The organism is Streptococcus sp. HMSC072G04 (assembly GCF_001813295.1).
GTDB lineage: Bacteria > Bacillota > Bacilli > Lactobacillales > Streptococcaceae > Streptococcus.
The window spans coordinates 129,712-153,055 of the sequence record NZ_KV812035.1; the positions used below are offsets into that span (position 1 = coordinate 129,712).

Below are 23,344 nucleotides of genomic sequence, written 5' to 3' on the forward strand. Positions count from 1 at the left end.
ATCACTGATACGTTCAAATGAAATTCATTTGGAAAAGTAATGTGTGCAAAAGATGAAAAGCCATCGCAACAGTATCATTGGAATGATTAGAGATATAACGGAGTCCTATAAACTTTCATTCGAACACCACCAGTATACCTCATTCTCTTCTTCTTGTGTCATCCATTTCTATTCTGCTTCATTTCGACACGATTTGGTATATAAAAGCCATTTCCTCTCCTTATCCAAAAACTATTCTGTTCTATTTCTCAACTATTTGGTCATCACTCCATCAAAAAAGCCAGAAGGACTTGCCTTCTGACTTTCTTTATTTAGATGAATGAACGAAAGAAACAAGAATTAATCTTCTTTTTTCTTGCGTGCAAGACCCAATCCAAGCAATCCAGCCATCGCACCTGCAAGAACAGCTGCAGTTGAGCTTTCTGTACCTGTATTTGGAAGCGCAGGTGTTTGTGGTTGCGCAGGTTGTACAGGCTGTTCCGGAACTTCAGGAGTTGGTTCGGTTGGAACCTCTGGAGTTGGTGGAACAATTGGTGTTGGTGGGTTGTATGGAGTTGGTGGAGTTGGAGGAACTGGTGTTGGTGGGGTTGGAATATCTGTTTCCGTTACCACTTTATTCTTATGCCATTTCACTTCAGCTTCCGGTTTCACCAGATTCGTATTTGGAACGACTTCAGGAGTCGGTGGGGTTGGAGCTGTTGGTGGAGTTGGAGCTGTTGGTTCCTCCACATCGACCGTAATCACAGTGTAGTTAGGTGCTGTTGGCGGAGTTGGTGATTTAGGTTCTTCAGGTTTACTTGGCTCTGCAGGTAGATTTTCCACTGTAATCGTTGGTGGAGTTGGAGCCTTTGGTTCGGTTGGTTTTGTTGGCTCTTTCGGTTCTTCTCCTGGCTCTTTAGGAAGACCTACATTTGAGTTGATGGCAAACCAGTAAACCGTTGGTTGACCAGCCGCATTGGCACCATTAGCCGTAAAGACTAAGTGTCCATCTGACATCTTCAAGCCTGCTCCACCATAATAGAGGTATGGAGAAGATGGATTATCCCAACCTTCAAGAGTTGTTGAAGATTCACCGTTAAAGACAGATCCATGTTCAATATATTGGTTATCTTTAAAGGAAGTTACTTCTTTAGTAGCAGCATCATAAGAAACACTTGAGTTTGGAATTGGAATAAATTTATTATTTCCAACATTTACAGACTCTTGGTGTTCCACGTTTTCAAATTTCTTCTTAGGTGTGAACGTAATTTGGCCTGTAGTTGCATCTACTTTGTATGATCCGATAACATCATCCTTACCTTCAAAGGTAAATTCTTCTGTACCAATAGAATGAACACTTCCTGAACCCGAAGCATTTACAGTTAACGCATCCGTTACTTCTTCCTTCTCAGGTGTCGTACCAGGAACCCATTTACCTGTGTCATCTTTAACATAACCATATTTCTGAGTCACAATTTTGAGAGGGTTGTCTGCTGAAATGGAAACAGTTGCAGTACCAAAGTCTGCTTTTCCTGTTTTAACCTTCACTTCATTGTTTTCAATGCTCATGGATGAACCATCTGCATATGGATCCCAAGTTCCACGAACAGTGTTGCCATCTTTATCTTTGGCTTCTACTGTAAGGGCACGAGGTTTATCTCCACTATCTACATATGATGCACCTGTCCAGTGGTTGAGGGAGTTCAAAGCGACAATGGCATTGCGTTGAGTCAAATCAAATTTATTGCCATCACCATCATAGAATTCAACATCAACAGCAACCTTAACAGGTTTGTCTTGGTCTGTTGAAGCACCCACTGTCATGGTTACCGTTGGATCTGCGTTGACTGCTGCAATCCCTTTGCCATCATTTGATGGAAGACTTAAAATCTCATAACGGTAAATCACACGTTTGATTGGATGCATATCCGTATTTTCACGCATGCTAGACTGATTCAAGTTATCATAAGTAACGACAAATTTATCGCCTTCCTTCACTTGAATGTACTCAGTTTCATTATTGGCCCAAGGACTAGTCGCTACAATATCTGAAGCTTCCAATTTATTGGAATCATATTGATGGACATTGCTTGTATTTAAACGAGCTTGAGCATCACGAGTAAGATAAGTGCTGATGCCGTCAATGGTGTGAGTTGCACCACCTTCACGTTGGAAGGTCAAATCTTGAACAGTTGAAACATTTTTAAGGTCAGCATACGCATTGTCTGTCATATATTTGTCGTATGCTTGTTTCGCATCCGTATATTGTTTTTTGGCAATTTCGTATTCAGCTAATTTCTTTTGATAAGCAATATAATCATTTTCGTACTGTGCTTTTTCAACATTGTACTTTTTAAGATCAGCTTCGTATTGAGCCTTGGCAGCATCTTCTTCTGCCTTCTTCGCTACCAATTGATCATAAGCTTCTTTATCTTTATCGTATTGCGCTTTCTTAGTTTGGTATTCTTGTAAATCTTTATCGTATTGCGCTTTCGCTGTATTGTAAACAACCATTTCTGCTTCATACTTAGCTTTTGCTTCTGCATTAGCCTTATCCGCTGCTGCTTTTTCTGCTACTTTGGCATCATAAGCTGCCTTTTTAGCATTGTACTCTTCTAAAGCTTTATCATAAGCTGCCTTTTGCTGATTGTACTCTGCTACTTTCTTTTGATAATCTGCTTCTGCTTCCGCATTTCTCTTTTCAATCAATGTGATTTCTTGAGATTTTGCTTCATACTCAGCTTTGGCCTTTTTGTAGTTTTCAACGACTGTGTTGATTTCAGCTGTTTGAGCTTTGTTATCCGCTTCTGCTACTGCGATAGATGGTTGTACTTTTTCAGCCTCTTCTGTAACGGTCACACCTTCTGTAGCTGCATCAGCTTTTGCTTTTTCAAGTTCTGGTGATTCTACATAAGTCGTTGTAACTGTTTTATTCCCTTCTGTCACAGTTGTAGATGTCAACTTAGAACTTGTTGCAACAGCTGCATCACTTGTTGTTGTCTCTGTAGTGGTTGCTTCAGTTGCAGGTGCTGTTGCCTCATCCGCTTTCACTTCTGCTCCGTAGGTATTAACAGTAGCCAATCCAGCGATGGCCAATGATACAACACCCACTGACAACTTACGAATTGAAAATTTTTCCTGCTTCGAAACATGTTCACGATAGCTTTTCATTTTCAAAACTCTCCTTTTTATTTATGTTTTAAAAAATCTCACTGTAGAGGCAAAAATATGCTACTGCCAGTTAACTCTATTGTATCACGATCAACCATTTTTAAATATTTGTTAATTTAATTTTTTATTTTACTTTAAAGATATAACAACTTGAAACTCCAAAGCTTCCGGGACTTCCTCATTTTTTAATTGAAAATATATGTAAACACCTGTGAAAAAGTCCTTTATTTTCAAGGGTTTTCACTCTGCTTTTTTTTTTTATAAATTTCACCGGAAGGCTTTTTGAGGGGGAGTATTTTTTTATACCAATAGATTAGATTTGAAGGTTAAAATAAAAAATTATGTAATAATTTCCCTGCCGGATCGGAAAAATTCAAAAAAACGACACTATTTACAGATATGTCCATTATCTAAATTTCTTCCTCTTTCTGTTCTGAAATAAAAAGTCATGAAAAAGACCAAAGTCTCAAGGACCTTGGTCTAATATCGGGTGATTAGTTTAAGTGCCAGATGTCTTCGTTGTACTGAGCGATCGTACGGTCAGATGAGAAGAATCCTGCTTTCGCAATGTTAACGATGACTTGATCCAACCATGCATCACGGTCTTCGTAGTCAGCCAACATGCGTTCTTTGGTTACAATATAGTCTTCCAAATCAAGAAGAGTCATGAACCAGTCTTTGTTGATCAATTCATTGTGAAGACGAGTCAAACGTTCTTTGTCCCCAACTGCAAGAACGGCATCGCTGACGATGAAGTCTACCAATGGTTTGATGGCTTCACGTTCATAGAAGTCTGCTGATTTGTATGCTGATTTGGCATAAAGATCGATAACTGTTTCTGAATCTTCACCGAAGATATAGATGTTGTCACGTCCAACCAATTCAGCGATTTCCACGTTGGCTCCATCTATAGTACCAAGTGTCAACGCACCATTCAACATGAATTTCATGTTACCAGTACCTGAAGCTTCTTTCGAAGCAAGAGAGATTTGCTCAGAAATATCGCTAGCTGGGATCAAGTAGCTTGCAGCAGTTACGTTGTAGTTTTCTACCATAACAACTTGCAAGTGTGGAGCTACTGCTGGATCGTTTGCAATCACTTCAGACAAGCAAAGGATCAAGTGGATGATATCTTGTGCAATGGTGTAGGCAGGAGCTGCTTTACCACCAAAGAGAACAGTAATTGGACGAGCAGGGATATTTCCAGCTTTGATGTCCAAGTATTTGTGGATCACATACAAAGCGTTCATTTGTTGACGTTTGTATTCGTGAAGACGTTTGATTTGGGTATCAAAGATAGAATTTGGATTGATTTCCACACCTTGATGGTCTTTCAAGAAACGAGCCAATTTGCGTTTGTTGTGAGACTTGATGTTTTCCAATTTTGCTTTGACTGCATCTTTATCTTCATAAGAAAGAAGGTCTTCCAATTTAGATGCGTCATGGTGCCAGTCACGTCCGAGGATATCATCCAAGTAGTGTGACAAGGTTGGGTTGGCATGCATGAGCCAACGACGGAAAGTAATACCGTTTGTTTTGTTGTTGAATTTTTCAGGGTAAATGTCGTAGAAGGCTTTCAACTCAGAATTCTTCAAGATTTCTGTGTGAAGTGCCGCTACCCCGTTTACGCTAAATCCATAGTGGATATCCATGTGTGCCATGTGTACGCGATCATTCTCATCGATGATTTGAACAGCTGGATCTTTGTATTCAGCGCGAACACGGCGGTCCAATTCTTCAATGATTGGAACCAAGTGAGGAACCACTTCTTGCAAGAAATCAAGTGGCCATTTTTCAAGGGCTTCTGCAAGGATGGTGTGGTTAGTGTAGGCCGTCATGCTACGAACGATAGAGATGGCTTCATCCATTCCAATACCACGTTCTGTCAAAAGACGGATCAATTCAGGGATGACCATTGATGGGTGAGTATCGTTGATTTGGACAACAGCATAGTCAGCAAGGTCATGCAAGTTACTTCCTTTTTCGATGGCTTCGTCGATGATCAATTGTGCACCATTTGATACCATGAAGTATTGTTGGAAGATACGGAGCAATTCCCCTTGACGGTTACTATCATCTGGGTACAAGAAGAGGGTCAGGTTGCGAGCGATATCTGTCTTGTCAAAGTTAATACCATCTTCAATAATAGATGAATCAACTGAATCCAAGTCGAACAAACGCAAACGGTTCTTGGTATCAATCTTGTAACCAGGGACATCGATATCATAAAGGGTAGAAGTCAATGTGAAATGTGCAAATGGCACTTTGTAGCTACGACTTGAACGAACGAGCCAGCTTTGGTCAGTCAACCATGCGTTTGGAATCGTTTCTTGTTGGTTGTTCTTAAATACTTGTTGGAACAAACCAAAGTGGTAGTTCAAACCGACCCCATCCCCTGTCAAACCAAGGCTTGAGATAGAGTCGATAAAGCAGGCTGCCAAACGTCCCAAACCACCGTTACCAAGTGATGGTTCCAATTCCACTTCTTCGACTTCGATCAAGTCTTTACCAGCATCTGACAATTCTTTTTTGACATCGTCGTAAAGACCCAAGTTGATCAAGTTGTTAGACAAGAGTTTACCGATCAAGAACTCAGCTGAGATGTAGTAAACTTTTTTCTTACCAGTATTTAATTTCTTTTGCGCGCTTGCTTGCTTGGTGTAATTTAGCAAGGCAATGTACAATTCTTCATTTGAACATTCAGCAATTGTTTTTTGATGATGATCAATCACATATTTTTGTAATGATTCCATGTTGAGAGTCTCCTTTATTTCAACAATTTTTAATAGGGGGAAAGATTATTTTTCTGCTTTCTTAACTTCTTTTTTCAAGTCTTTGTTTTCACGACGATAAATCGTTGTGAAATCAAGCAATTCTTGCTCGACAGCTGGAGTCAATTGATCCGCTGTCATCCGCCATGACCAGTTACCACCGAGAGTAGATGGGAAGTTCATCCGAGCTGAGCCATCTAACTCAAGCAAGTCTTGCATCGTAGCAATCGCCATGAAGCTGACGGAAGCAAAGACTGTGCGAAGCATAGCATGTGGTACAGATTCGTACTCTTTCCGGTTGGTATAACGAGCAAGGTACTCGCGAGTTGGATCGTCGATTTCATTGCGGTACCATCCAAGAACTGTGTTGTTATCATGTGTTCCAGTGTACATCACAGAGTTGTTTGGTGCCAAGTGAGGGCTATCGATACTTTCATCGTCAGGATTGAAGGCAAATTGAAGAATCTTCATTCCTGGGAAGCCAGTACGTTCGCGAAGCTCAATGACTTCATCCGTCATAAAGCCAAGATCCTCTGCGATGATGTTCAAATCACCGAGTTCTTCCTTCACTGCTGCAAAGAGTTTGTAGCCAGGACCTTTGACCCATTTACCAGGTGCTGCAGTTTCAGAACCAGCTGGGATTTCCCAGTATGATTCGAAACCACGGAAGTGGTCGATCCGAACGATGTCGTAGATCTTGAAGCTTTCACGCAAGCGTTCAATCCACCATTGGTAGCCATCTTTGTCCATTGCTTCCCAGTCATAGATTGGGTTCCCCCAAAGTTGACCAGTTGCTGAGAACTCATCTGGCGGGCATCCTGCAATGCAAGTTGCCTTCCCGTTTTCATCTGTTTTGAAGAGATGAGGATTAGCCCACATGTCGCTTGAATCTTCCGCTACATAAATTGGCATATCTCCCACAATTTCAATGTGGTGGTCGTTGGCATAAGCTTTCAAGGCCAACCATTGTTGGAAGAAGAAGAATTGAGTCACACGATGGTAAGTCAATTTATCTGCCAATTCTTCACGGTAGTTAGCCAAAGCTTTTGGCTCACGCGCACGAATAGCTGCATCTGGCCATTCTGTCCAAGCTTTCAAATCAAAGTGTTCTTTAATAGCCATGTATTCTGCGAAGAGCTCCAACCAAGAAGCATTGGCTTCACAAAATTCTTGGAATTCTTTTTGATCACTTGATTTTAAGAAATTGGCAACTGCTTTTTCAAGCAAGGGACGACGTTGTTCGAAAACCTTTGCATAATCCACTTGAGTAGGATCTTGACCAAAGTCCACTCCTTTAAGGTCTGCTTCTGTCAACAAACCTTGCTCGGTCAAAAGATCGAAATCAATAAAATGAGTGTTCCCAGCAAAAGCTGAGAAAGATTGGTATGGAGAATCTCCATAACTAGTTGTACCAAGCGGCAAGATTTGCCAGTAACGTTGCTTGGTCCGAACGAGGAAATCAACAAAATCATATGCTGATTGTCCGAATGATCCGATTCCGTATTGTCCAGGAAGGGAAGAAATGTGCATCAAAACACCACTTTGACGTTTTTTCATGGGTTACCACCTCTTTTTATTTCTTTGAAGCCTGCGATTCGGTGCACGGCATGGGTATCGTTGCAGAGTCGTATCCAGCTCTCAAGCGGCTCTACTCTTTGTTAAAATCGAACAGGCGCAACTCAGTTTACGCAATTTTTGCGAAAACGTTTGCGTACCATGTCATTATAAACTTTTTCCATATTTTCTGCAAGGGGTTTCTTAAAAAACTTTTTATCTTTTTTTAAAAAGCCCCGTATCTCTAGTTTAGTATTTATTATTAGCAATGTCAATGAATTAGCGGTTTTTATAGAAGAAAGTTCGGAATTGAAATATTTTTTAAAAAATTTTTTAAAATCACTTGCAAACGTTTTCGCCTTGTGATATACTTAAGTCGTTTTAGGAAAACGTTTGTCTAAAGCGGTTTCTAATTATTATCTTTTTTTATTCTTTAGGAGGAATAAATCATGAAACGTACAATTTTACGTAGTGCTGCTGTACTTGGTACAGTTGGTTTTGCCGGCTTCTTACTTGCTGCTTGTAGCAATAGCTCTTCAGGTTCTTCTGAAGCAAGTAAAGAAATCAACGTCTATGTAGACAAAGGCTACAAATCTTATGTTGAAGAAGCTGCAAAAGCTTTTGAAAAAGAAAATGGCGTAAAAGTTAAAATCAAAACTGGTGATGCCCTTGGTGGATTGGATAACCTTTCTCTTGATAACCAATCTAAAAAAGCTCCAGACGTTATGATGGCACCATACGACCGTGTAGGTGGTCTTGGTAACGATGGTCAATTGGCTGAAGTGACATTAAACAAAGATAGCCACACAGACAAAACAACTGAAGCTCTTGTAACAAACGGTGGTAAAGTTTACGGTGCACCTGCTGTCATCGAAACTTTGGTTCTCTACTATAATAAAGATCTTGTAAGTGAAGCTCCAAAAACATTTGGTGACCTTGACAATCTTGCAAAAGATAGCAAATACGACTTTGCTAGCGAACCTGGTAAAACAACTGCCTTCTTAGCTGACTGGACAAACTTCTACTATGCTTACGGTTTGCTTTCAGGTAATGGTGGTTATGTATTTGGTAAAGATGGTACAGATCCTAAAGATATTGGATTGAACAACCAAGGTTCTGTAGACGGTATCGAATATGCGAAAACTTGGTATGCTAAATGGCCAAAAGGTATGCAAGATACAAAAGCTGCTGCTAACTTCATCCAAACACAATTCCAAGAAGGTAAGACAGCTGCTATCATCGACGGTCCTTGGAAAGCTGCTTCATTGAAAGAAGCTAAAGTAAACTACGGTGTCGCAACTATTCCAACTCTTCCAAACGGAAAACAATATTCTGCCTTTGGTGGTGGTAAAGCTTGGGTTATCCCTGCAGGTGCGAAAAACCTTGATGGTGCTCAAAAATTCATTGACTTCTTGACAAGTACTGACCAACAAAAAGCTTTGTTTGACAAGACAAATGAAGTTCCTGCTAACACAGAAGCTCGTAAATATGCGGTTAGCAAAAACGATGAATTGACAACTGCCGTTGTTGATCAATTCAAGAACGCTCAACCAATGCCAAACATCTCAGAAATGAGTGCTGTTTGGGATCCAGCTGCTACTATGTTTTTCGATGCTGTAAGTGGTAAAAAATCTGCAAAAGCTGCTGCTGACGATGCAGTGAAATTGATTAAAGAAACCATCGAACAAAAATTCGGTAGCAAATAAGACAGTTTTTAGGTTTGAGTAAGAGGTTGGAGACAAGGTCCCAACCTCTTATGTTCAATTTTCAAGCATAGCTTACTGTCTGACTTGTCTTCTTGCTCTCTAGCAAGGACATTATAAGGAGATTTGAATGACTACAGAACAAAACCCTAAAAAGGCTATGTGGCTCTCTTTGATCCCGGGTCTTGGGCAAATTTATAACAAACAAAAAACCAAAGGCTATATTTTTCTTGCCGTAACCGTTCTCTTTCTCGTTTACTTCATTGGAATCGGAGCTGGAGAATTAGCGAAATTGGTCACACTTGGAACAGTCCGTGGACAAGATAATTCCCTCTTTATCTTGATTCGTGGTGCCTTCCACTTGATCATTACCATTGTTTACTTCCTATTTTATGCCTTAAATATTAAGGATGCAGGAACTGTTGCAAAACGCATTAACAATGGTATTGCCGTTCCAAAAACTGGAAAAGAAATGGTTCATGCGATCTATGAAAATGGATTCCCTTATCTTTTGATTATCCCTTCTTATATCGCTATGACCTTTGCGATTATCTTCCCAGTTTTGGTAACTTTGATGATCGCCTTTACAAACTACGATTTCAAACATACTGCTCCAACAACCTTGCTTGATTGGATCGGGTTCCAAAACTTCACTAATATGTGGACCTTGAGCACCTTCCGCTCAGCCTTTACATCTGTTCTTGGCTGGACCTTGATTTGGGCTCTCGCAGCTTCTACTCTTCAAATCGTTCTTGGTATCTTGACTGCTATTGTTGCGAACCAACCATTTGTAAAAGGAAAACGGATCTTTGGGGTTATCTTCTTGCTCCCATGGGCTGTTCCAGCCTTCATCACTATCCTAACTTTCTCAAATATGTTTAACGATAGTGTCGGTGCCATCAATGCACAAGTTATCCCGTTGTTTGCGAAGATCTTCCCATTCTTAGATGGCGTCTTGATCCCTTGGAAAACAGATCCTACTTGGACAAAAATCGCTTTGATTATGATGCAAGGTTGGCTCGGCTTCCCTTACATCTATGTCTTGACTTTAGGGATTCTTCAATCAATTCCAAACGATCTTTACGAAGCTGCTTATATTGATGGTGCCAACGGTTGGCAAAAATTCCGTAGCATCACTTTCCCAATGATTATGGCGGTTGCAGCTCCAACTTTGATCAGTCAATACACCTTCAACTTCAACAACTTCTCCATCATTTACTTGTTTAACGATGGGGGACCTGGTTCTGTCGGAGGAAATGCCGGATCTACAGATATCTTGATCTCTTGGATCTACAAGTTGACAACCAATACTTCTCCTCAATATTCAATGGCCGCAGCGGTAACCTTGATTATCTCTGTGATTGTGATCTCAATCTCTATGATTGCCTTCAAGAAACTACATGCATTTGATATGGAGGATGTATAAAATGAAAAATTCTGTTCAATTTAAACGCCGCCTCAATCATTTCTTGACTTACCTGTACATGGTGGTTCTTTCAATCGTTATCATTTATCCATTGTTGATTACGGTTCTATCAGCCTTCAAATCAGGGAATGTCAGTGCCTTTACACTTGATTTTAGTGGCAATCTTAATTTTGATAACTTCTCAAAACTTTTCTCTGAAACTCCTTATGGCACTTGGTATATGAATACCTTGGTTATCGCCATTATCACCATGATTGTGCAAACAAGTATTGTTACCTTCGCAGGTTACGCATACAGCCGTTACAATTTCTTGGCGCGTAAACAAAGTTTGGTCTTCTTCTTGATCATTCAAATGGTCCCAACTATGGCAGCCCTCACAGCCTTCTTCGTTATGGCTTTGATGCTGAATGCCTTGAACCAACCTTGGTTCTTGATCTTCCTTTATGTTGGTGGTGGTATTCCAATGAATGCTTGGTTGATGAAGGGTTACTTCGATACCGTTCCAATCTCACTTGATGAGTCTGCTAAATTGGATGGTGCAGGACACTTCCGTCGCTTCTGGCAAATCGTCCTTCCACTGGTTCGTCCAATGATTGCCGTTCAAGCACTTTGGGCTTTCATGGGACCTTTCGGAGACTATATCTTGTCTAAATTCTTGCTTCGTGATGAAGTAAATTATACGGTAGCCGTTGGTCTTCAAACCTTTATCAGTGACCAAAAAAATCAAAAGATCGCCTTCTTTGCAGCCGGTGCCATTTTGATCGCGGTTCCAATCTGTATTCTATTCTTCTTCCTACAAAAGAACTTTGTTTCAGGCTTGACAGCTGGTGGGGATAAAGGATAAAATAGAACCTTATTTCAAACGCATTTTATTTTTAAGTTAAGGGTAGTATGGTGAATGCTTTACTACCCTTCGTTAAGAATAAAATCAATCAAAGAGACTCCTCTTTGCATCTCTGATTCTCTTATGTTTAGAAAGGTCATCTCATGCCCTATCCTTTTAATTATTTTGCAAGTATCTTCAATTTCCGCTCTTCTTTTGCAAACCGCAAAAAGCTGAGTTGGTTCCAAATGATTTTTACTTCTTTCTTTCTGATTTCTGTCACACTATTACCAGTGGCTCTTCAAAATGCTCAACTCAAAACCTATCCTTTAACAACCTTTGTCAGCGATGTGTTTGATCCTTTATCAAATGACGTCATGAAAGATATTCAAGAACACGTCGTGATCAAAGACCAAGAGCTCACCTATACAGGAACCAACCCTGTACACAAGACTTCAAAAGGGCAGGTTGTCTTAGGCCAAGAAGCAAAGGCGAGCGAGAGCAAGGAGTTAACACTCCATTTTGATCGCAAACAGTTGATCATTTCAAAAGAAAATAAAGAACTCGCTACCGTCTCATACCAGGCTATCAATCAAGAGAGTCTCCGGGATAAAAAAAGCTTCACTCAAGCTATCTCTAGCGATTGGTTCCGTGAAAACCGACTCCCTGTCAGTCTCTTTCTCGTGATTTTCTCTGGCTTCTTATCGACAGTCAATTATTTGATTCTCATCGTAGGGGCATCTTTCTTCCTCTACTTGACACGAAAATCTCGACTCTTTTCACTACAAACTTTCAAGGAATGTTTCAATTGTATTCTGAATTGCTTGGGACTCCCTATTTTACTAAGTGTCCTCATCAGTTTACTATTCCATCAAGTATTTACTACGACGATCATGATCCAAAATGTCTTATTTGTACTCTATCTTGCTATGGTATTTTATAAGACCCACTTCCGTGATCCAGACTATCACCGCTAGGAGGTTTTCTCATGCGTGTTACCATCAAAGATGTGGCAAAACTCGCTGGCGTCGCGCCTTCAACTGTCACGCGCGTCATCCAAAATAAATCCACGATTAGTGATGAAACAAAAAAACGAGTCCGTGAGGCCATGGTCGAGTTGGATTACCATCCCAACCTTAATGCTCGCAGTCTTGTCAGCCAATCTAGTCAAGTCATTGCTTTAGTTCTTCCAATCGATAGTGACGTCTTCTACCAGAATCCTTTCTTCCCAACTGTTTTAAGAGGGATCACCCAGATCGCCTCAGACAATGATTATGCCATCCAAATCTGTACGGGGCAAAATGAAGAACGGCGGCTCGACAACCTCAAGCAACTCATCTACGGAAACCGTGTAGATGGTTTGATTTTCCTATATTCTAGCCCGAATGATCCCCTCGTTGACTTTGCGATCAAAGACAAGTTCCCCTTCCTTATCCTCGGAAAGGCAGCTTCTCCTTTTGTTTCGCTAGTGGATAATGATAATATCAAGGCTGCATTTGATGCGACAGAATATTTCATTCAACAAAACTACCGAAAAATTGCTTTTATCGGGGGAAACAAAGAGCTGTCTGTGTCTCAAGACCGCTATGAAGGTTATAAAGAAGCCCTCCAAAAAGCAGGGATTCCTCTCGATGAAAAACTGGTTCATTTTTCATTTGGTTTTATGTTAGAAGACAATTCTTATCAATTGATGGAGAGTCTTCCCCTAACAGAACTAGATGCCATCATGACAACCGATATTCTCGTTGCTGAAGGGGTGCGCCAATACTTATTAGAACACCAGCTGACAATCCCTATCATTTCTTTTGATTCGATCAAGCCACGACTCGATATTGAAGCCTATATTGACATCAATGCGGTGGAACTAGGACGTGAGTCTGTTCGGACAATTCTTCAAATTATCAAGGATCACAAAGAAGGAAAAACTGTTTGCTACCGTCAATTGATTGACCATACCATTACGAAACTTTAGGAGTCTTTATGTCTACATTTACTGCTTATTTAGATGACCAAGACCTGATTCGTATCCAAAAAGGAGAGGAGCATATCCTTCCTTTTTATTTGGAAACAAACCAAGGTCGTCTTGCCTTAATCCCTGTCAAAACGTCAAGTGGAGCGACTGATACAGGAGACTATTTCTTAAGCCCTATTCCGCTTGAACTCGGAGAAGAGTACACCATCTACGATGCTGCTGGAAATTCTTCTATTCTCCACTATCGTCAAATTGTTCACAAACCCATTTTTGATCAAACCTTCACCTATAGTGGAGAAGATCTAGGAAGTTTCTACACACCAAGTCAGACGCAATTTAAATTCTGGGCACCCATTTCGCAAGATGTGACCCTCCATATCGAAGATCAGGTCTATCCGATGAATCGTACAGAAAACGGTGTCTGGGAACTCGTGCTCAAAGGGGATTGGGAAGGAGCTGCCTACCACTATAAGTTTCGTGTCAATGGCCTAGAACGTCGGATTCACGATCCCTATGCTCTATCCTCTTTAGCGAACTCTGGAGATAGCTTGGTCATCGACCGGAAGAAGATCACACGTCCTATCACGCGTGCCACTCGTCAATTAAACCCAACAGAAGCAATCATTTACGAGATGAGCGTTCGTGATTTCTCTGTCCAAAAAGAGGCTGGCTTTAAGCATCCTGGTAAGTTTAAAGGCTTGACAGAATCGCCCCAACTAAATGGCCAGATCCTTGGATTTGATTACCTTCAAAAACTGGGCATTACCCATGTACAGTTACTTCCAGTTTACGATTTCGGTAGTGTCGATGAAGAGGATCAATGGAAAGCCTACAACTGGGGCTATGATCCTGTTCAATACAATGTTCCAGAAGGCAGCTATGCGAGTGATCCTAACGAGCCTTATGCACGAATCCTAGAGCTCCAAGACACCATTGACACCTATCACCGGGCCAATCTGAGTGTCATCATGGATGTAGTCTACAATCACGTCTACCAAGCAGATGAGTATGCTTTTGAACAGATCGTTCCTGGTTATTTCTACCGCTATAATGCAGAGGGAGAGCGGACCAATGGAACCTTCTGCGGAAATGACGTGGCAAGTGAACGCTCCATGGTGAGACACTATATCAAACAATCTCTCAAACAATGGGTTTCCCTCTACGGCTTTGATGGTTTCCGCTTTGACTTGATGGGAATCCTAGACATTCAAACCATGACAGAGATTGCAGAAGAACTCCGTGAAATCTATCCTAACATCTATCTCTATGGGGAAGGGTGGAAGATGGATACCGGCTTCTCTGAAGATCAGCTCGCTCACCAGTATAACGCGAAACGATTACCAGCCTTTGGCTTTTTCAGTGATAACTTCCGGGATACGATCAAGAGAACACTTGTAGCTGGTCACCGTCGTGAGAGTCAACATCCTGCGAATGATTTTGCGAACATTCTAACGGCGAATGTTGGAAAGCTAGGATCTGCTCATTTCACCCAACCTCAACAAGCCATTCAGTACGTAGAATGCCACGACAATGCAACTGTTTTTGATTATTTCCAACTTGAAAAGGAAGAGATTCGTCTAGAAGATCGAAAAGCTCTCTCACGATTAGCTCTTCATTTAGTGTTACTAGCTCAAGGAGTGCCGTTTATCCATGCTGGTCAAGAATTTTATCGCACAAAATGGCTCGAAGACAACACCTATAACTTGCCAGATAGTCTCAACCAATTGGACTGGACATCCCTTCCAAAATGCCAAGTAGAAATTGCTTTTCTTGAAGAATTGATTGCTTATCGGAAATCACAGCCACTCCTTCGTTTGAAAAAAGGGCAAGAGATTCGCGACTACTGTGATGTCAAATGGTTGTCTGATCATCATTTAATCTACACGATTGAGAAAGATCGTGAAAAAATAACGATTCTTGTCAATATCGGTGATCAAGAACAGACCTATCAACATCCGAGCGATAGTCAGCTGTTATTTGCCTATCCTCATGCCAACCTAAAAACCCCTATTCCTAAAGGAAAGGAACTTTCTATTCCTGCCCATAGTTGGCTCCTTCTCCATGAAACTGAATCAACAAAATAAGAGGCTGGGACAATATTCCTAGCCTCTCAATTATTTTTGGATTGTAGAGCAAGACGCAGTGGTTGAGTGGGCTCTACTACGCTGATTTCATCAGTTTTTACAACCCTACTCAACTGTGCGGAGGTGGGACGACGAAATCGAATTCTAACGAATTACCGATTTCTGTCCCACTCTCTTATTTTTATTCTTCTGTTTCCACAAAGCGTCCGATGATATGAACGTTTTCTGAAATGGTGATAAAAGCCTGAGGATCAGCTTTTTTCATAATATATTTGAATTCATTGAACTCTGCACGCGTAATAACTGTCAGCAGAACCGCTTTTTCCTGATGGTTATAGGTTCCTTCTGCATTGTGGATAATGGTTGCTCCACGATGCAATTTTTTATGAATCTTTTCAATAATGGCATCTGGCTGGCTCGTTACGATCATTGCCTGCATCCGTTTTTGCTTGGTAAAGACAGCATCCGTTACTCGACTCGATACGAAGATAGTAATCATAGAGTAAAGAGCATACTTCCAACCAAAAGTCAGACCAGCGATCAACATAATGGTCCCATTGACCAAAAAGGAGATACTGCCGACATTCTTTCCTGTCCGTTTTCGAATCGTCAAACTGACAATATCCGTTCCTCCACTGGAAATGTTGTTCCGAAGAGCAAAACCAATCCCTGTTCCCATGACAACCCCACCAAATAGGGCATTCATGATCGGATCGTTTGTCAACGTAATCACTGGCACGAACTGAATAAAGAGGGAACTCATCGAAACCGTAATAAAGGTAAAGATGGTAAATTTATGGCCAATTTGATACCAAGCCACAATCATCAAAGGGATATTGATGGCATAAAAGGTCAAGGAAACGGGAATCGTAAAGCCAATAAAGCGTTGGCTCAGAACAGATAAAATCTGAGCTAGACCTGTTGCACCGCTGGAGTATACATGTCCTGGTTGAAAGAAGAAGTTGACGGCAATCGCTGATAGAAAACCATACAGCAAGGAAGCTGACACTTTTTCATCGTATTTCTCACGGGAGATGCTCTTCAGCACGCGCAATAATTTAATGTTATAAGCTAGTCGCCGCACATGATAGCGAAATAGCATATGAAAGCGAGTTTTTTTCATTTTCAATCCATCGATTAGAAGAAAAGGAAGATCTTAGAGCAACTGATTCCTAGACTTTCCCTTTTCTATCTTGTCCTATTCTTGCTCTGCTAGTTCTACTTGAAGATTTAACTCATCCAATTGCTTTTCAGAAACGACAGAAGGAGCTTGTGTCATTGGATCTGTCGCCTTGTTATTCTTCGGAAAGGCAATGACTTCCCGAATATTATCTTCACCTGCAAGAAGCATCACGAAGCGGTCCAAACCAATCGCCAATCCTCCATGTGGTGGGAAACCATAATCCATTGCTTCTAACAAGAAACCAAATTGTTCATTAGCAGCTTCTTTTGTAAATCCAAGCGCCTTAAACATCCGTTCTTGCAAGTCTTTATGATTAATCCGTAGACTTCCTCCACCTAATTCATAGCCATTTAAGACGATATCATAGGCAATTGCTCGAACTTTTGAAAGATCTCCTTCCAATTCATGCTCTGTTTCAGCTTGTGGAAGTGTAAATGGATGGTGAGCAGACATATAACGGCCTTCTTCTTCAGACCATTCAAACATTGGCCAATCCACTACCCAAAGGAAGTTGTATTGATTGTTGTCAATCAAGTCAAGCTCTTTCGCAAGACGAACACGCAAAGCACCAAGAGTTGCATTGGCTACTTCAAGAGTATCTGCTACAAAGAGAACTAGATCCTTGTCTTCTAACTGTAAAGCAACTGTCAAGTCACTTGTCAAGTCTGTCAAGAACTTCGCAACAGGACCGTTCAAAGCACCTTCAGCATATTTCACCCAAGCAAGACCTTTTGCACCGTATTGCTTCGCAACTTCTGTCAATTTATCGATGTCTTTACGAGAGTAATGATCTGCTGCACCTTTGACGACAATCGCCTTAACTGCCGGAGCTTCTGAGAAGACTTTGAAGTCTACACCCTTGACAAGCTCTGTCAAGTCTTGGAGCAACATTTCAAAACGTGTATCTGGTTTATCTGAACCATACAAGGCCATAGCGTCATCATAATTCATCCGTGGGAATGGGAGTGTCACTTCAATTCCCTTGGTTTCTTTCATGACACGTGCAATCAAGCCTTCTGTGATATCTTGGATTTCTTGATCACTCAAGAAAGAAGTTTCCAAGTCGACCTGTGTAAACTCAGGTTGACGGTCTCCCCGTAAATCCTCATCACGGAAACACTTCACGATTTGATAATAGCGATCAAAACCGGCATTCATCAACAATTGTTTTGTAATCTGAGGACTTTGTGGAAGGGCATAGAAATGACCCTTATTGACACGGGAAGGAACCAAATAGTCACGCGCTCCTTCTGGAGTTGACTTAGAAAGAAACGGTGTTTCCACATCAATAAATTCTAATTCATCTAAGTAATTGCGTATCGAATGGGTTACTTTTGCACGGAGTTTGAGATTTTCCAACATCTCAGGACGACGAAGGTCTAAGTAGCGGTAACGAAGACGGGTATCATCATTGGCTTCAATTCCGTCCTTGATTTCAAATGGTGTTGTTTTGGCGGTATTGAGAACCGTAATAGCTTCTACCTTGAGTTCTACTGCTCCTGTAGGCAAGTTTGGATTAGCTTGTTCACGAGCTTCCACAAGACCTGTCACTTCTACAACATACTCACTGCGGATGCTTTCAGCTGTAGCCATTACTTCTGCACTAACTGTTTCTGGATTGATCACCAATTGCATGATTCCTTCGCGGTCGCGTAGATCAATAAAGATCAAACCACCCAAGTCACGACGACGGCTAACCCATCCTTTCAAGGTAATACGAGTTCCAATGTGTTCTTCACGAACACGTCCAGCATACATTGAACGTTTCATTTCTAATTAATCTCCAAACTAATATTCTTCCTTCTATTTTACCATAAAGACCAGCAGAAAGTGGCCTTTAGCTCAACTTTTTCAGTCAGCAACTTCTTTAATTATCGTGGCTCTCTTCTTTCTTTTTGGGATTATCGTAGAGAGTGGGTGCTAGCACCTTCATTAAAGTCGCCGTCCCAAATCGCAAGACAGCTGCTGCTAGTCCAAAAATAGGGGATAGGTAGCGGAAAAAGAAATCTCCCCTAAGCACATAGGTCATGCCACCCACAATAAAAAAGATGACAATTCCCTGAACGATTGCGTAAAACCAAATTTTTTTCACACTATTCTCCTTTTCACAAACCAGCTGACTTATCCACTGTTTTTTATCACTTATCCACAAAAATGTGGATAACTTTCACCTTTTGCCTCCTCAAAAGAGGAAGTGTCTGGAGCATCAGGACTTGTTTTCATCCATTTACAAGGAAGTTTCCCACAACCTGTGGATAACTCTCTTGCTTATTTGTGACTTTCTCGTCACTTTCCTCACAAATCAAGGAGCCAGGATTTGATCCTGCCCCCTTTGATCAAGCATTATTTAAATTCGTCTGGTGTCCCTTTATATTGGGCCCAGTCTTTGCTGAAGAAGCGATCATTTAGATGGTAAGTTGGTGCTTTTTCAGCCTTTGTGACAAAGGGATTGACCGCTTTATCAAAGGCTAGCCAACCATTCCATCCCATATGAATCGTATCTTCCATAAAGTAGGGCTGATCACCATCTTTAGAAAAGTCTGCAATATTGGTGAATCCTTGGCTTTCCAATTGGTAACGAATCTTTTGAACAGCCTGTTCATACTTTTCTTGGCTCAAGCCTGTGTATTTCATCCATTTGGCATTAACTGGAGGAATGACAAAGATAACATTGGTCCGAGATTTAGCAAACTGGTCTAGAACCAACTGCAAGTCATTGTACTCAGGAGATTGAACATAGGATTCGTTTTTTTGGAAACCTTTTAGTTTCTTCAACTTCATTTTTAAACGAGTATTGTAAAAATGATTGCTGATTCCAAGGTCGTTGTTATTGGTTTTGACTTTTGCTTCAGCCGTTGCAATTTCTTCCAATTTCTCATATGAGAATTGATCTGGTAAATCTTGTAGACGTTTTTTAACCTTCTGATCATAATTCCCATTTGTACGCGTTGCAAGATTACTAAACAAAGCATCTTCGCGTTGGACAAGGTGGGAAACAAACTGGTTCAAAGACTGATCAAATCCGGAAATTTTCTTTCCTTGAGAAATTTTCGTTACAACACTTTGAAAAGCGACGTTTGGATACTGTTGTAATAGACGCTTTGCAGCATACTGGGATGCAGCATCCTGTTGGTGATTGGCAATAAAGCTATTCAACTGATCGCTATTAAAGAATTGTTGAAAAGCAGAGGAATCGTATCCCTTTTTGGTAAACCATTGCGGAGAAACTACATAAACAGCTGTATTGTCCTTGAGTTCTGGCAAAATCTGTTGCATCCCAAAATACTGGTTCAAAGAAGCCGCACCGCGTTCTCCTAAAAAGTAGGGTCTGTAATTGCGGTCATATTTCTCAGCCAAAACTGCTGGATGCACCACATCAAAGCGCAACCATTCACTGGAGCCGAAATAAGGGACAAAGCGATGCTGTGGATCAGAAAGTGCTTCTTGTTTCTTTGTACGACTCTTGAATCCTTCTGCATTCAGACTAACCGCAGTTTTTTTCTCTTCGGTATAGTTGTGCTTATGATTGATTGGATAAAAGAATAATAAAGCTGTTACCATGAGGAGCGCGCAAAATACGGGCCCTAAAATCAGCCACAAACGCTTAAGCATTCTGAAGCTCCGTTACACCTTCTACGATCTTGTTAGCAGTATTCCAATCATCACGTCCAAATTCAGATACAGGAACACGGATGCCAAAGCGATTTTCCAGTTCTACAATCAATTCGACTGTTCCCATACTATCAAGGACACCCGCATCAAAGAGATCCTCATCCATCATGTCTGAGACATCTTCCATAAACAATTCGTCAATAATTTCAATTACTTGTGATTTTACATCCATTTTTCTATTCTCCTTTTATTTCAATTTTGGAAACCATTGTTGATCCAAGAATCCTGAGAAAATCAGGAAGGACAGCATCACTGTGTTAAAGGTGATAAAGATCCCTAAAGCTTTGGTCCAACGATTGTCCGGTATAGGATCCAATCCTTTTGCTTTTCTTTCTTTATTGATGGTCTTTTTCTTGCGAATCCAAGCATCATTGATGACCAGTCCTAGCCCATGGAAGAGCCCATAAGCGATGTAGTACCAGGTCACCCCGTGCCAGAAGCCCATAACCAACATATTGATAATATAGGCAACATTTGAGGTGGTAATCCGGCTCTTGAATACTTTATTGCGCATCAATACCATCACGAGACGCATAAAGACAAAATCACGGAACCAGAAAGATAAACTCATATGCCAACGATTCCAGAATTCCTTTAAGTCACGTGATTTAAAGGGACGATCAAAGTTGATTGGACTTTTAATCCCCATCAGATTGGAAGCTGCTAAAGCAAACATCGAATAGCCCGCAAAGTCAAAGAAGAGGTCAAAACCATAAACATACATGACTCCCAGCGTTCCGATATTGAAGAATCCACCTTGAGACAAGGCATAGGTCTGCACATGACCTAACAATAAGTGGCCAAAAATATGAGCCAGGATAAATTTATAAAGGAAGCCATACATGATATACTTAACAGCTTGCTCCAACATATCCAATAATTCTTCACGCTCAGGAATGGTTTTATAATCCTCATTAAAACGCTTGAAACGATCAATCGGCCCACTTGAGAATGTCGGCATAAAGAGCATAAAGCGTAAGAATTCCCAGAGTGTGAATTCTTTCAAGACACCATCTCGCATTTCGATGATCATTCCGACAGCTCGGAAGGTTAAATACGAAATCCCTAAAAATCCAAACAAGGATTGGTGCCCGTTCTTGATCGCTGGCTCTACCTTAACAAAGATCAGGGGCAAGACAGACAAGAAAGAATGAAGATAGAAAATCCACTTATTGTCCGCTTTTTGACGATAAATCTTGTAGGAATACACAATCAAGATTTGCCAGACTACGTAAAAGAGCAGGGCATAAATTTGCTTGAGATTCGAACCTGTCAGCATCAAAATGATAAAGATCAGACTCACCAATCCTTCATAGACCGGAAATCTCTTTTTGAAAAAGAGGCCCACAAAGATCGGCAAAAAAGCTAGAATGAGGTAGATAAAATAGATCGGTGTTCCATAGTGTTCTAAATGAGGGAGCTGTTTCAAAAACTCGATCATCGGTTGTTAACCTCGCTAATCAACCCTTTGATGTCGATTTTCCCGTTTGGTGTTAATGGCAGGCTGTCACGGTAAAGGAATTTTGAAGGCATCATATAAGACATCATGATGTTTTCTAAATCTTCCTTAATGGCTTTCGTGATATCAATTTCGCGCTCAAATTGTTCTTTGACGCCCTCTTTTAAGATGACATAGGCCAAGAGATTTTGGACCTTGTGATCCTTATTATAACGCGGTACTGCGACTGCTGAATCAATATACTTCGATTTGTTCAAGTTTTGAGAGACATCCTCTAGCTCGATACGATAACCGTTAAACTTGATTTGGAAGTCCATCCGACCACCATAGAGAAGAAGACCTTCATCCGTCATGGTTCCGACATCTCCCGTATGGTAGGCTGGAAGACCTTCAAATTCGAAGAAAGCTTCTGCTGTTTTCTCTGGATTATTCATATAACCTTTTGAAACGGCTGGGCCAGATACGATAATCTCCCCTTGCTCACCATTTGGCAATTTGTTTCCTGCCTCATCAATGATGAAGGTTGGAGAATCTTCTTTGGTATAACCAATTGGCAGACGTTTCAAAGTAGCTAACATCTCATCTGTTACGGCTACAGCCGAAAGAGCTACAGTTGCTTCCGTTGGGCCGTAGGCATTGATGATGCGTGCTTTTGGGAAACGCTCACGCAATTTCTGAGCAGTTTTAACGGTCAACTCTTCACCATCAAAGTAGAAATGGGTGATCCCTGGCATCTTTTCAGCATTGAAATCCTCAGACAACATGGCCATATCTGCGAAAGATGGTGTTGAAGTCCAGATAGCAATCGGAAGAGAAAAGATGGTCGCAAAGAGTTGTTTGAAGTCTTGAGTGATAGCTGATGGAAGAGCAAAAAGCGTTCCTCCAAGAGCTAAGGTCGGTGCCCAGTACATGACAGACAAGTCAAAGGAATAGGGCGGTTGCGCCAACATTTGCGGACGCTCTGGCGTTGCAAATTCCTTGTCCGTAATCATCCAGTTGGTAAAGCTGAGCAAGTTATCGTGCGAAATTTGCACCCCTTTTGGTTTCCCAGTTGTCCCTGAGGTAAAGATGATATAGTAGTTATCATCCCCTTTGACCGGATGTTCCAAGTCATAGGCATTCTGAGCCGCATAAGCTTCACGCACTTGCTCCAATGACATGATTGGAGCAGCTGGGTTTTCCAATGGAAATTCATTGATGGCAATAATCAAGCTTGGCTCTGCTACTTCAACAATGGCAGACACGCGCTCCAAGGCAGAGTGGCTATCAATTGGGATATAGGCATGGCCAGATTTTGTCAAGGCCACAAAGGTTGCTAACATTTCATATTCTTGACCACCAAAGACCACTACAGGTGACTTTTCAGGAAGTCCCATTTGATCAATGTGGGCAGCCAAGCTATCTGAATCAGCCTTCAATTGGCCATAGGTATGCTCCTCACCAAGGACATTGTAGACAGGATAGTCTGGTTGTAGTTGCGCATAACGTTCAATTGTCTCGATCATATCAGTAATTGGTTGGTTTGACACGGCTAGGAGTCTCCTTTT

At 41.1% G+C, this 23,344-nt stretch carries 16 protein-coding genes; 6 read left to right on the plus strand and 10 right to left on the minus strand.

Annotated elements, in window-relative coordinates:
• Positions 1-339: 339 nt before the first annotated feature.
• From HMPREF2904_RS07880 to malQ, 3 genes are all read right to left on the minus strand, one after another.
• The gene (locus HMPREF2904_RS07880) at positions 340-3,150 is read right to left on the minus strand and encodes a GbpC/Spa domain-containing protein (RefSeq protein WP_070661645.1); all 2,811 of its coding nucleotides are present in this window, start codon (positions 3,148-3,150) and stop codon (positions 340-342) included.
• A gap of 494 nt (positions 3,151-3,644) precedes the next feature.
• Entirely contained in the window at positions 3,645-5,903 is a 2,259-nt protein-coding gene (glgP, locus tag HMPREF2904_RS07885) for a glycogen/starch/alpha-glucan family phosphorylase (protein WP_070661648.1), read from the minus strand.
• Positions 5,904-5,948: 45 nt separating this feature from the next.
• The gene (malQ, locus tag HMPREF2904_RS07890; RefSeq protein WP_070661661.1) at positions 5,949-7,478 is read right to left on the minus strand and encodes a 4-alpha-glucanotransferase; all 1,530 of its coding nucleotides are present in this window, start codon (positions 7,476-7,478) and stop codon (positions 5,949-5,951) included.
• A gap of 446 nt (positions 7,479-7,924) precedes the next feature.
• Between malQ and HMPREF2904_RS07895 the strand changes: the two genes are divergently transcribed.
• The 6 genes from HMPREF2904_RS07895 (at position 7,925) to pulA (ending at position 15,483) form a co-directional block, all read left to right on the plus strand.
• Complete coding sequence (locus HMPREF2904_RS07895; RefSeq protein ID WP_070661664.1) at positions 7,925-9,181, plus strand: extracellular solute-binding protein; 1,257 nt, start codon at positions 7,925-7,927, stop codon at positions 9,179-9,181.
• Between the two features lie 127 nt (positions 9,182-9,308).
• Complete coding sequence (locus tag HMPREF2904_RS07900; RefSeq protein WP_070661667.1) at positions 9,309-10,604, plus strand: sugar ABC transporter permease; 1,296 nt, start codon at positions 9,309-9,311, stop codon at positions 10,602-10,604.
• A 1-nt stretch (position 10,605) separates the two neighbouring features.
• Entirely contained in the window at positions 10,606-11,448 is an 843-nt protein-coding gene (locus tag HMPREF2904_RS07905; RefSeq protein ID WP_049498945.1) for a sugar ABC transporter permease, read from the plus strand.
• A 143-nt stretch (positions 11,449-11,591) separates the two neighbouring features.
• On the plus strand, positions 11,592-12,404 hold the full coding sequence (locus HMPREF2904_RS07910) for a DUF1189 family protein (RefSeq protein ID WP_070661669.1): 813 nt from the start codon (positions 11,592-11,594) through the stop codon (positions 12,402-12,404).
• A gap of 11 nt (positions 12,405-12,415) precedes the next feature.
• Positions 12,416-13,399: a LacI family DNA-binding transcriptional regulator gene (locus tag HMPREF2904_RS07915; protein WP_070661671.1), complete on the plus strand. Its 984-nt coding sequence runs from the start codon at positions 12,416-12,418 to the stop codon at positions 13,397-13,399.
• An 8-nt stretch (positions 13,400-13,407) separates the two neighbouring features.
• Positions 13,408-15,483: a type I pullulanase gene (pulA, locus tag HMPREF2904_RS07920; protein ID WP_070661674.1), complete on the plus strand. Its 2,076-nt coding sequence runs from the start codon at positions 13,408-13,410 to the stop codon at positions 15,481-15,483.
• Between the two features lie 181 nt (positions 15,484-15,664).
• Here pulA and HMPREF2904_RS07925 read toward each other — a convergent pair whose 3' ends face one another.
• The 7 genes from HMPREF2904_RS07925 to dltA form a co-directional block, all read right to left on the minus strand.
• Positions 15,665-16,606 carry a YitT family protein gene (locus HMPREF2904_RS07925; RefSeq protein ID WP_070505993.1) on the minus strand — a complete coding sequence of 314 codons (942 nt, stop codon included), beginning with the start codon at positions 16,604-16,606 and terminating at the stop codon, positions 15,665-15,667.
• 75 nt (positions 16,607-16,681) lie between these two features.
• Positions 16,682-18,436 carry an aspartate--tRNA ligase gene (gene aspS / locus HMPREF2904_RS07930; protein ID WP_070661677.1) on the minus strand — a complete coding sequence of 585 codons (1,755 nt, stop codon included), beginning with the start codon at positions 18,434-18,436 and terminating at the stop codon, positions 16,682-16,684.
• Positions 18,437-18,533: 97 nt separating this feature from the next.
• Entirely contained in the window at positions 18,534-18,758 is a 225-nt protein-coding gene (locus tag HMPREF2904_RS07935; protein ID WP_070661716.1) for a hypothetical protein, read from the minus strand.
• A 251-nt stretch (positions 18,759-19,009) separates the two neighbouring features.
• Positions 19,010-20,278, minus strand: coding sequence for a D-alanyl-lipoteichoic acid biosynthesis protein DltD (dltD, locus tag HMPREF2904_RS07940; protein WP_070661680.1), 1,269 nt, complete (start codon positions 20,276-20,278; stop codon positions 19,010-19,012).
• Complete coding sequence (dltC, locus tag HMPREF2904_RS07945; RefSeq protein WP_003002265.1) at positions 20,271-20,510, minus strand: D-alanine--poly(phosphoribitol) ligase subunit DltC; 240 nt, start codon at positions 20,508-20,510, stop codon at positions 20,271-20,273. Before dltC ends, dltD begins: the two co-directional genes overlap by 8 nt.
• A 15-nt stretch (positions 20,511-20,525) precedes the next feature.
• Positions 20,526-21,779, minus strand: a complete 1,254-nt coding sequence (gene dltB, locus HMPREF2904_RS07950; RefSeq protein ID WP_070464736.1) for a D-alanyl-lipoteichoic acid biosynthesis protein DltB — start codon at positions 21,777-21,779, stop codon at positions 20,526-20,528.
• Positions 21,776-23,326: a D-alanine--poly(phosphoribitol) ligase subunit DltA gene (dltA, locus tag HMPREF2904_RS07955; protein ID WP_070661682.1), complete on the minus strand. Its 1,551-nt coding sequence runs from the start codon at positions 23,324-23,326 to the stop codon at positions 21,776-21,778. The genes dltB and dltA overlap by 4 nt, the downstream gene beginning before the upstream one ends.
• Positions 23,327-23,344: the final 18 nt, after the last annotated feature.

Excerpts from the sequence above, each read along its gene's own strand:
- glgP (WP_070661648.1), bottom strand. The coding sequence starts at position 5,903 with ATGGAATCATTACAAAAATATGTGATTGATCATCATCAAAAAACAATT.
- HMPREF2904_RS07880 (WP_070661645.1), bottom strand. The coding sequence starts at position 3,150 with ATGAAAAGCTATCGTGAACATGTTTCGAAGCAGGAAAAATTTTCAATT.
- malQ (WP_070661661.1), bottom strand. The coding sequence starts at position 7,478 with ATGAAAAAACGTCAAAGTGGTGTTTTGATGCACATTTCTTCCCTTCCT.
- HMPREF2904_RS07925 (WP_070505993.1), bottom strand. The coding sequence starts at position 16,606 with ATGAAAAAAACTCGCTTTCATATGCTATTTCGCTATCATGTGCGGCGA.
- aspS (WP_070661677.1), bottom strand. The coding sequence starts at position 18,436 with ATGAAACGTTCAATGTATGCTGGACGTGTTCGTGAAGAACACATTGGA.
- HMPREF2904_RS07900 (WP_070661667.1), top strand. The coding sequence starts at position 9,309 with ATGACTACAGAACAAAACCCTAAAAAGGCTATGTGGCTCTCTTTGATC.
- HMPREF2904_RS07905 (WP_049498945.1), top strand. The coding sequence starts at position 10,606 with ATGAAAAATTCTGTTCAATTTAAACGCCGCCTCAATCATTTCTTGACT.
- HMPREF2904_RS07915 (WP_070661671.1), top strand. The coding sequence starts at position 12,416 with ATGCGTGTTACCATCAAAGATGTGGCAAAACTCGCTGGCGTCGCGCCT.
- dltB (WP_070464736.1), bottom strand. The coding sequence starts at position 21,779 with ATGATCGAGTTTTTGAAACAGCTCCCTCATTTAGAACACTATGGAACA.
- dltD (WP_070661680.1), bottom strand. The coding sequence starts at position 20,278 with ATGCTTAAGCGTTTGTGGCTGATTTTAGGGCCCGTATTTTGCGCGCTC.
- pulA (WP_070661674.1), top strand. The coding sequence starts at position 13,408 with ATGTCTACATTTACTGCTTATTTAGATGACCAAGACCTGATTCGTATC.
- HMPREF2904_RS07910 (WP_070661669.1), top strand. The coding sequence starts at position 11,592 with ATGCCCTATCCTTTTAATTATTTTGCAAGTATCTTCAATTTCCGCTCT.
- HMPREF2904_RS07895 (WP_070661664.1), top strand. The coding sequence starts at position 7,925 with ATGAAACGTACAATTTTACGTAGTGCTGCTGTACTTGGTACAGTTGGT.
- dltC (WP_003002265.1), bottom strand. The coding sequence starts at position 20,510 with ATGGATGTAAAATCACAAGTAATTGAAATTATTGACGAATTGTTTATG.